Origin of the sequence: Clostridium sp. B9, assembly GCF_050509515.1 — a bacterium.
GTDB lineage: Bacteria > Bacillota > Clostridia > Clostridiales > Clostridiaceae > Sarcina.
The window spans coordinates 704529-716780 of sequence record NZ_JBNWKA010000003.1; the positions used below are offsets into that span (position 1 = coordinate 704529).

At 27.9% G+C, this 12252-nt stretch carries 12 protein-coding genes; all 12 read left to right on the top strand.

What is annotated here, in order from left to right; genetic code table 11:
- Positions 1-799: 799 nt before the first annotated feature.
- The 12 genes from ACQZHJ_RS03205 (at position 800) to ACQZHJ_RS03260 (ending at position 12251) form a co-directional block, all read left to right on the top strand.
- The gene (locus tag ACQZHJ_RS03205) at positions 800-1213 is read left to right on the top strand and encodes a hypothetical protein (protein WP_430484102.1); all 414 of its coding nucleotides are present in this window, start codon (positions 800-802) and stop codon (positions 1211-1213) included.
- Positions 1214-1231: 18 nt separating this feature from the next.
- A complete protein-coding gene (locus ACQZHJ_RS03210) occupies positions 1232-1921 on the top strand; it encodes a YveK family protein (RefSeq protein WP_430484103.1) in 690 nt (229 codons plus the stop codon).
- A 10-nt stretch (positions 1922-1931) separates the two neighbouring features.
- Positions 1932-2591, top strand: a complete 660-nt coding sequence (locus ACQZHJ_RS03215; RefSeq protein ID WP_430484104.1) for a CpsD/CapB family tyrosine-protein kinase — start codon at positions 1932-1934, stop codon at positions 2589-2591.
- A gap of 51 nt (positions 2592-2642) precedes the next feature.
- The gene (locus ACQZHJ_RS03220) at positions 2643-3254 is read left to right on the top strand and encodes a sugar transferase (RefSeq protein ID WP_430484105.1); all 612 of its coding nucleotides are present in this window, start codon (positions 2643-2645) and stop codon (positions 3252-3254) included.
- A gap of 12 nt (positions 3255-3266) precedes the next feature.
- Entirely contained in the window at positions 3267-4226 is a 960-nt protein-coding gene (locus tag ACQZHJ_RS03225) for an ATP-grasp domain-containing protein (protein ID WP_430484106.1), read from the top strand.
- 14 nt (positions 4227-4240) lie between these two features.
- Positions 4241-5449 carry a glycosyltransferase family 4 protein gene (locus ACQZHJ_RS03230; RefSeq protein ID WP_430484107.1) on the top strand — a complete coding sequence of 403 codons (1209 nt, stop codon included), beginning with the start codon at positions 4241-4243 and terminating at the stop codon, positions 5447-5449.
- On the top strand, positions 5450-6802 hold the full coding sequence (locus ACQZHJ_RS03235; protein ID WP_430484108.1) for a nucleotide sugar dehydrogenase: 1353 nt from the start codon (positions 5450-5452) through the stop codon (positions 6800-6802). It begins immediately after the preceding gene.
- 49 nt (positions 6803-6851) lie between these two features.
- Positions 6852-7832, top strand: a complete 981-nt coding sequence (locus ACQZHJ_RS03240) for an SDR family oxidoreductase (protein ID WP_430484109.1) — start codon at positions 6852-6854, stop codon at positions 7830-7832.
- A gap of 4 nt (positions 7833-7836) precedes the next feature.
- The gene (locus ACQZHJ_RS03245; RefSeq protein WP_430484110.1) at positions 7837-8934 is read left to right on the top strand and encodes a glycosyltransferase; all 1098 of its coding nucleotides are present in this window, start codon (positions 7837-7839) and stop codon (positions 8932-8934) included.
- A 355-nt stretch (positions 8935-9289) separates the two neighbouring features.
- A complete protein-coding gene (locus ACQZHJ_RS03250; protein WP_430484111.1) occupies positions 9290-10093 on the top strand; it encodes a DUF2334 domain-containing protein in 804 nt (267 codons plus the stop codon).
- An 87-nt stretch (positions 10094-10180) separates the two neighbouring features.
- A complete protein-coding gene (locus ACQZHJ_RS03255; protein WP_430484112.1) occupies positions 10181-11251 on the top strand; it encodes an EpsG family protein in 1071 nt (356 codons plus the stop codon).
- 109 nt (positions 11252-11360) lie between these two features.
- Positions 11361-12251, top strand: coding sequence for a glycosyltransferase family 2 protein (locus ACQZHJ_RS03260; protein ID WP_430486856.1), 891 nt, complete (start codon positions 11361-11363; stop codon positions 12249-12251).
- Position 12252: the final 1 nt, after the last annotated feature.

Genomic DNA, 12252 nt, shown 5'->3' on the forward strand with positions numbered 1-12252 from the left:
AATGAAACTCTAAGTGCTCATTAAGATAAGCCTACAGTTCTATCTAAAATAAAAACTAGCTAAAACAGAAAAAGCTTAAAAATAGTATTTTACTTAAGTTTATAGTTATTACTCCGAAGATATTGCTAAAGCTTCGAAACTTGCTACGCTTCAAACAATCTCAGCTTCTTAACACAATATCTTCTACGTAATAACTTAAATTCTAAAGCTCATCTAAATATTCTCTTCATACTGTTTATAAGTTTTATAAAGCTTTTATATGTATATTTCAAAATAATAGCTAAAGCTCAGAGCTCCCTTCGGTCAAACAGCTTCGCTTCTTAAGGCTATTATTTTTCCATATACAATGAAACTCTAAGTGCTCATTAAGATAAGCCTATAGTTCTATCTAAAATAAAAACTAGCTAAAACAGAAAAAGCTTAAAGAGTATTTTCTGTTTACTAAAAATTAACGAATCTAAAATTGCTCTAAATTACAATTAAATTTAAAAAACTAAAAACTTTTTTTGAATAAAATTTTACTAATCGTTTTATAAAATGTTAATAATATGAATTTAATATTAAAATTAAATTATATTTTAAAAAGTTACAAAAAAGATGTATAAATATAGAAAAATAATATACTTCATGTTACAAAATGTAAAACGAATTAAATTTACCTACAAAAGCATCTTTGATAATATGAAAATAAATTATTATGAAATTTTTAGGGGAATTTTATTATTTAAAATTAGAAAAGCAAAATTAATTAAGAAAATGATTAAAAAGTTAAATTTTAGGGAAAGAGGAGTTTGCTTTTATGAGTTTATGTAAGGGACAAGTAAAAATAGGAAGAAAAAAGATAAAAAGAGGGTCATGGAGATTTTTTTGCAAGAGATATTTAAAAAGAAATTACAATTTTGTTGAATCAGAATTTAAAAATAGACATAAATATGAAATATTAGAAAATATAAAAATAGATAACTTAGATTTCAATGTAGACATAGAATTTAATGGAGTTAAACCAAAAGAAATAGAATTAAGAAGTATTGATAATGTAGATAATCATAGTATTGAATTATATAAAAATTGGGTTGGAAAAGAATTAAATATTGATATGGTAAAGAACACTTGGAGTAAACGTTCTTTTAAATGGGGAAATATAAGTGTTAAATTAACAAAAATTAGTGAACAAGATATAGGGTGTTTAACATTAAAAATTAGATATAAATAATCAAAAGTAGGAGGAAATATGGAAGAAAATTTTACTTTAAAAGAAGTGTATTTTTGCTTACTTAAAAGGTGGAAAATTATATTTTTTACAGTGATAGCATTTCTTTTGATATCAATAGCATTGAGTTTCTTTATAATAGATCCAAAATACGAAGCAAAGACCAAGTTATTTATAGGTAAACAAGAGGTGAATTCTCAAGAGAGTGACTACAGTAGTAGTGACATAACAATGTATCAAAAATTGATGAAAACATATGCTGAAGTTTTAGAAACACCTGATTTAATAGAAAAATCATTAAAAGATGCGAATATGGAGTATGATGAAGAAAAAGTAGAGCATATACTGGAAAACTTAAAAGTAGAGCCAAGTACAGATACACAAATACTAGAGGTTAAGTTCCAAGGGAAAGAGGCACTTGAGACTTTAAAAATAACAGAGATAATAACAGAAGCATTTATAAATGAAGCAAAGGATCTAATTCCAAATGGAAATATAAAAATTATTCAAAGACCTAAATTACCTAAAGAACCCATAAGTCCAAATAAAGTAAAAATAATTTCAATTGCTTTTTTAGGAGGACTTATTATAAGTGTGGGGCTAGTTTTCTTAGCTGAATATCTGGAAGGAACATTCAAGTCTAGAGAAGAAATAGAAAATTTATCAAAGTTACCTATAATTGGCACAATACCAAATTTTGATGAGGTTTAGGAGATGGAACATGCTTATTTTAGAAAATAAACCTAAATCCGTAGCATCGGAGTACTATAGAATACTTAGGACAAATCTACAATACACATCTATTGATAATCCAATAAAAACAATTTTGATTACGAGTTCAGAAGCAGGGGATGGAAAATCAACTACAAGTTCGAATTTAGCACTTTCCTTTGCTGATGCTGATAAAAAAACATTACTTATAGATTGTGACTTAAGAAAACCAAAAATTCATAAAATTTTTGGTATAAGCAATTTAACAGGTCTTTCAGATTTTTTAATAGACGAAAAAAAAGAAGTGAAAAATTTTATTTATGAACATCAGTCAGGATTAAATATAATGACCTCTGGAAGTATACCACCAAATCCAGCAGAAATATTATCATCTAAGAGACTTGAAACATTATTAGAAGATTTTAAAAAAATATATGATTATATAATTTTAGATACACCACCAGTAAACTTTGTTGCTGATTCAAAAATTCTTTCAACAAAGGTAGATGGAACATTAATTGTTATTAGGCATGGAAAAAGTAAAAAAGATGGTGTTTTAGAAGCTATAAGAAATTTAAAGGAAGTAAATGCAAATATTTTAGGTACTGTTTTAAATGGTGAAAGCAAAAAGTCAGCTGGATATAAATCTTATTACAAAGAACAAAAGTAAGTGATTAAAGATCAATAAAATAGATAGAGAGGGTGTTGTTTATTATTTGATATGGTTAAGAAGAATATTTATATAAAAAGAATAATTGATATAATAATCGCAATGATGGGATTATTTTTTTTGAGTCCTTTAATACTTATTTTAACAATTTTGATAAAAAATAGAATGGGAAGTCCCGTTTTTTTTATTCAAAAAAGGATAGGTAAAAATAACAAGGAATTTAACCTTATAAAGTTTAGAACTATGAAGGATTTGAGAGATGAAGAAGGAGAGCTTTTACCAGAAGAAAAAAGAAGAAGTAGACTTGGTAATAAATTAAGAGAGTTGAGTTTAGATGAAATTCCAGAACTTATAAATATCTTAAAAGGAGATATGAGCTTAGTTGGACCAAGACCATTACTTGTGGATTACCTGCCTTTATATAATGAAGAGGAAATTAGAAGACATGATGTTCTACCAGGTTTAACTGGTTGGGCTCAAATAAATGGGCGTAATAATACAACTTGGAAAAAGAGGTTTCAGTTAGATTTGTGGTATGTTGACAATTGGAGTATATTTTTAGATTTTAAAATAATATTTCTTACATTTTTTAAAGTAATAAAAAAAGAAGGAGTAGACCAAAGTGGAGAGGTAACAATGCAGCGGTTTACTGGTAGCAATTAGGGAGAATATATTATGAAAGCAAATATATTATTTTCAAGCGTAGGAAGAAGGGTTGAGTTAGTTAAAGCATTTAGAGAGGCAAAAGAAAGTTTAGCGATAAGTGGAAACTTAATAGGAGTTGATATGGATGATCTAGCTCCTGCAATGAGATTTGTAGATAAGGGGTATAGGGTTCCACGTATAAATAGTAAAGATTTTATAAGGGAAATAATTGAAGTTTGCAAGAGAGAAGAAGTTGATTTAATAATACCAACACTAGATACAGAGCTTAAAACTTATTCAGAGAATAAAGAATTAATAGAAAAAGAAAGTGGAGCAAAAGTATTAGTTGGAAATAAAGAAATAATTTCTATTATAAGAAATAAAGAAAAAACCTGTGAGTATTTAGAGAAAAATGGATTTCTTGTACCTAAGGTAATAAAGGAAGAGGATATATTAAATAAGAAAGTAAACTTTCCGTTATTTATAAAGCCTTTAGATGGAAGTTCAAGTATAAGTAACTTTAAGGTTGAAAATTATAGAGAACTAATATTTTTTAAAGAATATGTGAAAAATCCAATAATACAAGAGTTTATTGAAGGGGAAGAATATTGCATTGATGTCTTTAATGATTTTAGTGGAAATGTTATAACTGTTGTTCCTAAGCTTAGAATAGGACACCGTGCTGGAGAAATAACAAAAGCTAAGGTTGTTAAAGATAAAGATTTGATTGATCTTGGAATAAAGCTTGGCAGAAAATTGAAAATCATTGGAGAATTTAATTTCGATTGTATCAAAAATAGTGATGGAATAAAGATTTTAGAGATAAATGGAAGGTTTGCAGGAGGTGCTCCTATTAGTTTCAAGGCAGGAGCAAATTCAGCAAAGAATATATACAAGCTACTTATTGGAGAGAAATTAGAATACAATGAAGATTTTAAGGATAAATTCATAGCATTAAGGTTTGATGATGCTATTTTCATAGAAGATTAAAAGTAGGAGGAGTAATGAAGATAGTTCAGATAAGTGCAATAGATTCAACTATGGATACTTTATTAGGGCGGTTAAATGCTATTTCTTTAGAAGAAGGATATGAAGTTATAGGAATATGTTCAGTAGGTGATAGAGCTGAAAAAATAAAAACTTCAGGGGTAAACTTAATAAATACAAATATTGATAGAAGCATAAATCCAATTTCAAATTTAAAAACAATAATAGCTATATATAAAATCTTGAAAAGAGAAAGGCCAGAAATAGTTCATGTTCATACTCCAATTGCAGCAGTTTTAGGAAGAATTGCTGGTAAATTAGCAAATGTACCAATCATAGTTTATACAGCACATGGCTTTTATTTTCATGAAAATATGAAGAAAAATATATATAGGTTGTGTTTCAATATTGAAAAGTATATGGGGAAATTTTTTACTGATTTTATATTTACCCAAAGTGAAGAAGATGCAATAGTAGCAAAAAGAGGAAAGTTTTTGAGAGAAGATAGAATATTGCAAATTGGCAATGGAGTGGATACAGTAGGGATATTTAATAAAAGAAATATAAAAGAAATAGAAGTTAAAAGTATTAAAGAAAGCTTGATTATACAAAATGATGAAATTGTAATTTCATTTATAGGAAGGCTTGTTGAGGAAAAGGGAGTTCTAGATCTTTTAGAAGCTTTCAAAATGTTGGACAAGGATAAATTCAAGCTTTTAATAATAGGAGACTTGGACAATGGGGAAAGAGATTTAAAGTGTAAAGAGATTTTAAAAAAGTATAAAGAGGAAAAAAATATATATTTCTTGGGAAATAGAAGAGACATAAATTTACTTTTGCACATAACTGATATTTTCTGTTTACCTTCATATAGGGAAGGTATGCCAAGAAGTATAATTGAGGCAATGGCAATGGAGTGTGCTGTAATTGCTACTAATATACGAGGGTCAAGAGAAGAAGTTGTTCATGGGGAAACAGGGTTTTTAGTGCCTTTAAAGTCACCAGAGGAGATAGCAGAAAAGTTTTCTCTATTAGAAAAGGATAGAGAGTTATTAAAGCATATGAAAGAACAGGGAAGAAAAAGAGCCGAGCAATTATATGATGAGAAAAAAGTGGTTTATAAGCAACTAAAGATTTTTGAAAATTTACTTAAAGAAAAAGGATTAGATGATTCTTTGAGAGAAAATGAGAGAAAAAATAATGTTTATGGAAGAGGAAATAGATAGATGCTATATAAAAAGCTTATTGAGAAAAAAGAAAGATTATCTGTAATTGGATTAGGCTATGTGGGTATGCCTATAGCAATATCCTTTGGAAAAAGTCTTAATGTAGTAGGATTCGATATTAATGAAGAAAAAATTAAAAAATATAAATTAGGAATAGATGAGACTAAGGAAGTTGGAGATGAAGAAATTAAGAAATCAAAAGTTATATTTACTTCAGAGGAAAGTGAACTGAATAAGTGTAAATTTCACATAGTAGCTGTTCCAACACCTATAAATGAAGATAAATCTCCAAATTTAGGTCCGATTATTGGAGCAAGTAAAATATTAGGTAGAAATTTGAAATCAGGCTCTATAATTGTGTATGAATCCACAGTTTATCCAGGGGTAACAGAGGAAGTGTGTGTACCAATATTAGAAGCTGAATCAGGATTGACTTGTGGAAAAGATTTTTTTGTTGGGTATTCACCAGAAAGGATAAATCCAGGTGATAAGGTTCATAGACTTGAAAATATAGTGAAAATAGTATCAGGAATGGATAATTACACTTTAGAAAATATAGCGAAAACTTATGAAATTATAGTAAAAGCAGGGGTGTACAGAGCAGAAAGCATAAAAGTTGCTGAAGCAGCCAAAGTTATAGAAAATTCTCAAAGAGATATAAATATTGCTTTTATGAATGAACTTTCAATTATCTTTAATAAAATGGGAATAGACTCAAAAGAAGTTTTAAATGCAGCAAAAACAAAGTGGAATTTTTTAGAGTTCACACCTGGATTAGTTGGAGGACATTGCATAGGTGTGGATCCATATTATTTAACTTATAAAGCTGAAAAGTTAGGATATCACTCTCAAGTAATTTTATCAGGAAGAAGAATAAATGATAATATGGGGAAATATGTAGCTGAAAATACAGTTAAAAATCTTATCAAAGCAAATAGACACATAAATGGAGCTAAGGTTGGTATTTTAGGGTTTACTTTTAAAGAAAACTGTCCAGATATAAGAAACACAAAAGTAATTGATATAGTAAATGAACTTTTAGAGTATGGAATAGAACCTATATTAACAGATCCTCTAGCAAGTAAGGAAGAACTAAAAGCAGAATATGGACTAGAACTTAAAGAACTTCATGAATTAAAAGGATTAGATGCTTTAATTTTAGCTGTACCTCATAGGGAATACAAGAAACTAAATTTATTAGAAATAGAAAGCTTTTTTAAAGAAGCAGAGGATTCATTTGAAGAAATTGCAGCAACTTCACAATTTATTAGCAAAAAGGTAGTAATAGATGTTAAAGGAATTATAAATAAGAATGAGCTTTTGAAAAATGGTTTTTTATATTGGAGATTATAATAGAGAAAAATTATATTTAATGAAATTTTAAAGAGGGAGAAAAAGTAATATGGGATATAAGCATTTAAAGTTTCCTAAAGATAGCATGTTTTTAATAACCGGAGGTGCTGGTTTTATAGGTTCTAATCTTTGTGAAGCAATATTGGACATGGGATATAGGGTTCGTGTTTTAGATAATTTTTCAATAGGAAAAAGAGAAAATATAGAAACTTTCTTAGAAAATGATAAATTTCAACTTATTGAAGGAGATATAAGAGATTTTGAAGTTTGTAAAAAAGCTTGTGAAGGAGTAGATTATGTGCTTCATCAAGCAGCTTGGGGCTCAGTTCCAAGAAGTATAGAATTACCACTATTATATGAAGAGATAAATATAAAGGGAACTTTAAATATGTTAGAAGCAAGTAAAGAAGCTTCAGTGAAGAGATTTGTATATGCTTCATCTTCATCAGTTTATGGAGATGATAAAAGGCTTCCTAAAGTTGAAGGAAATGAAGGAAGAGTATTATCGCCCTATGCTTTAACTAAAAAGACTAATGAAGAGTATGCTTTTTTATACAAAAATCTTTATGGACTTAATACTGTAGGCTTAAGGTATTTTAATGTGTTTGGAAGAAGGCAGAATCCAGATGGCTATTACGCAGCAGTAATACCTAAGTTTGTAAAGGCTCTTTTAACTAATGAAGCACCTATTATCAATGGAGATGGAACTCAATCAAGAGATTTTACTTATATTGAGAATGTAATAGAGGGAAATTTAAAAGCTTGTTACTCTAAAAAGGATATTGGGGGAGAAACTTTTAATATTGCTTATGGAGGAAGAGTAAGTCTTTTATCACTATATGAAACACTTAGCGTATTACTAGAAAAGGATATAGAGCCTTCTTTTGTTAATGAGAGAAAAGGTGATATAAAACATTCAAATGCTAATATTGAAAAGGCAAAAAGGCTATTAGATTTTAATCCAGAGTATGATTTTAAAAAAGGAATAGAAGAGGCTGTAAATTGGTATAAAGGATATTTTGGAGAATAGGTAAATGAAGATATTATATGTAATACCTAGTTTGAACTTAGGAGGAGCTGAAACTTTAGTTTATAGTATTACAAAAGAATTAAAAGAGAATATTGACATAAGTATATATGTATTAAAGTCAAGCCATAGCTATTTAGAAGTTGAACTCAAAAATTTAGGAATAAAAATAATAGAAGCTAAAAGTGGGAAAAATGTGAGTTTTGGTAATATAAAGGAATTATTAAAACTTTCAAAAGAATATGATATGGTTCATACCCATCTTTCTTATGCACAGTATTATGGTGCTTTAATCACTTTGTTCAATAGAAAAAGTATTTTTATTACAACAGAGCACAGTACAAATAATAAGAGAAGAAAAGGCATTTTATTTAAAGGGTTAGATTATTTTGTTTATGGAAGATATAAAAAGATAATTGCTATAAGTAGAGGAGCAAAAAAAGCATTAGAAATTTGGCAACCAAAAATGAAAAATAAAATAGTGCTTTTAGAAAATGGAATAGATTTAAAGAAATTTAAGGAATATAAATTATCAAAAGAAGAGTTGAAAAAAGAAGGTTACTTAGAAATTTTTAATAAAGAAAATAAAAACTTGCTTATGGTGGGTTCTTTTAGAAAAGAAAAAGATCAGAAAACCTTAATAGAGGCTCTTTCAATGTTAGAGAGTGAGTATAGAGTTATCCTAGTTGGTGATGGGGAGTTAAGAGAGTACTTAAAAGATTTAAGTAGAAAACTAGGTGTTGAAGATAGAGTTGAGTTTTTGGGGAAAAGAGAAGATGTACCAAACCTCATGAACTTAGCCCATGTATTCATACTCTCTTCAAATTGGGAAGGATTTGGACTGGTTGCAATTGAAAGCATGGCCTGTGGCACTCCAGTTATAGCAAGTAAAGTAGAGGGCTTATCAGAGGTTGTTGGAAATTCAGCTTTGTTATTTGAAAAAAATAAGGCTGATGATTTGAAAAATAAAATAGATATGATTTTTAATGAAGAGGGCCTTTATGAAAAGCTAAAATCTTCTGGAAAAGAACACTGTAAAAGGTATGACATAAAAAATAAAGCTAAAGAGCATTTAAAACTTTATAGGGAGTTATTACAGAGTTGAAAAAAGAGCTTTAAATTTAAGTTTTTTTAGGGAGTGTTGATTTTAGCTAGCCCTTCAGACCTACTTAATTTCGCAAAGAGTTTCTATTATCTATTCCAAAATAATAGCTAAGGCTTTTAAACTCGCCAAGGCTCAAACAGAAAAAGCCTCTTAACGCTATTCTTTTTCCATAGATAATGAAACTCTAAATAGCTCATTAAGATGGTCTTACAGTCCTATCTAAAATCAACACTTGTAAAAAAAAGAGCTTTAAATTTAAGTTTTGTTTTAAGAGAGTGTTAAAAACAGGGCTTTAAATTTAGGCGGTGTTTTAATTAAGAGGTGATTTTAGCTAGCTCTTCAGACCTACTTAATTTTGCAAAGAGCCTTAGAAAAAATAGTTAAGGGAATTAGTTGGATTATGATGATATGTAAGTCTAGATATATTTATAGGATTGATGATATAACAGAAGATATGAATTGGAGTAATTTTAATAGATGTATAAGTATATTTTCAAAATACAAGGTTGTTCCATTAATAGGTGTTGTTCCTGAAAATAATGATGAGGATTTAAAGATAGAAAAGATTAATAAAGATTTTTGGAAAATAATAAAGCATTTAAAAGATCAGGGGACAGTAGAGGTTTGTCAGCATGGATATACACATGTTTTAGATAGTGAGGGAGAAAGTATATTAAAGAGCAACTTTGGTTTCAAAAGGGAATCTGAATTTACTGGAAAAGATTATTGTGAACAGCTTAAGAGGATAAGAAGGGGAAAAGAAATCTTATCTGAAAATGGAATAGAAACAGAAACTTTTATGGCACCTTCTCATACCTTTGATATAAATACATTAAAGGCTTTGAAGGAGTTAGGATTTAAAAATATAACTGATGGAATAGGATTAACACCATATGAAATTTGTGGAATAAAATTAGTTCCTCAGCAATTTGGAAGACCAAGAGAATTTCCAATAGGATTGATAACAATATGTATGCATATAAATGCTTATTCAGAAAAAGATTTTGAGATATTAGAAAATCATGTGAAGAGAAATCAAAGAAGCGCTATAAGATTTTCAGATGGAATAAAGATAAAAGAAAATAGAGGGTTAAATAATATATTTAAGATTAATTATTTAGCACTAAGAAAAATAAAGAAAATATTCATATATAAGTGATATGGTATTTAGTTTAATGTTTATATTTATATTTAAGGAAATTAGGTACAACTTAATTTCGTAAATAATAGGGAGCAAGGGGAAGTTATGACTATTTATGTGTTTATATATCTTATAGTGATGGTTTTAGCAATAATAAATATAACTTATGTTAAAAAAGAAAAACTTAGGTTTTTTTACGTATTAGTATGTATATATCTAGTTATGTTTACAGGATTAAGAGATGGTCTAGGAGGATACGATTATTTTCAATATAAAGCTTACTTTGATGCAATACCTCCTTTGGAAGATATAAATTTATTGAATTTAGACTTTTATAAGTATGAAAGTGGATATACGTTATTAAATAGTTTGTTAAAATCTTTTACAGAAAATAGTCATGTCTTGTTTATAGTTGTATCAATTATAACTCTAGGAGGAATATTGATACTAAATTACAAGTATTCAAGATATCCATTCTTTACTCTTCAATTTTTTTTCTACAAGATGTTTCTATATAACAACTTCGTTGCCTTAAGACAAAGTTTTGTTATTGTAATTTTTATCTTTGCAATAAAGTTTATAGAGAAAAGAAACTTTAAAAAGTATATTCTTTGCATAATTGTTTCTATGCTTTTTCACTTGTCAGCCATAGTATTGATTCCAGTTTATTTTATAAATAGAGTTGATTTAAGAAAAGTAGAAATAAAAAAAATACTCCTAGTCTGCATTGGAGGATTTTTATTTTCAGATATTATGTTTGATTTAATAATGAGCTTAGTTTCATTATTCGGAAAAACAAGATATATGAATTATTCATCGGGTTCTACAATGGCATTCTATTTGAATATACTTGAGGGGTTAATGTTCTTGTTTTTAATAAAGAAGTTTAACAAAATGGATAAGGAATTAGAGAAAATAAACTACAACCTAGTTGTGCTATATTTTGCAATAACTGTTATATTTATGAATTATAGTTTTATGGCTAGAGTTACCATGAATTTTATATTTCCAATGATACTTTTATTTGGTGATACTTTAAAGTATATGGATGGAAGAAAGAAAAAGATAGCTTTTTTCTTGCTTTTTAGCTTTTTATTTTTTGCAGGATATATTAGAGAGTTATTAACCTTTGATGGTGGAAGTCTAAAAATATATTCTAGCATTTTATTTAAGTAGGTATCTGTTTTAATAGAGTATTGATTTTAGCTATCCTTTAAGACTTGTCTAAAATCAAAATTAGTTTAAAAAGAGAACCTTAAGTAAAAATAAAGGGGGAGAAAGATTGGTGAATATTGAGAAGAGATTAACTATATTTACACCTACTTATAATAGGGGATATATTTTAAAGCAGTTGTATTCATCATTGATTAATCAAAATAATAAGGAATTTATATGGCTTATTGTTGATGATGGGTCAGAAGATTGTACATCTGAATTAGTTAATGAATGGATAGGTGAAAATCAAATAGAAATACAATATATTAAACAAGAAAATCAAGGGAAGCATATAGCTCATAACAGTGGGGTGAAAAACTGCAAAACAGAGTTTTTCTTTTGTGTGGATTCTGACGACTACTTACTTAAAAATGCTGTTCAAGATATTCTAGATGAAATTCAGTACTTGAATAGAAGTGATGTTGCTGGAATAGTAGCACCTAGAATTTATAAAGATGGAACTACCATAGGAAAAGAGATGGTAAAAGGAATTAAATATAGTACTTTGAGTAAATTAGAAGATAAATATGGTGTAAAAGGAGATACTGCATTAATTTTTAAAACTAATATCTTAAAAAAGTATAAATTTCCTAAGATAAATGGAGAGAATTTTCTTGGAGAAGGATATATATATAGTCAGATAGACCAAAATTATAAGCTATATATTTCTAATAAAAAATATTATGTATGTGAGTATTTAGATGATGGTTATACAAAAAATGTTATTTCGCTTATTATAAAAAATCCTAAAGGCTATACCTTATTGAAGAAAGAGAGAATTAAGGTTAGCTATGGGTTAAGAGCAAAATTAAAGGAAGCTTCTTTATATTATGCTGGAGGCTTGTTAAGCAAAGAAAAAAGAATAATAAAAAATTCTCCAAAGAAGATAGTAACCTTTTTTTCGATTCCATTAGCATTGCTTATATATAATATAAGATTTAAGAGGTTAAATAAATTTTAAT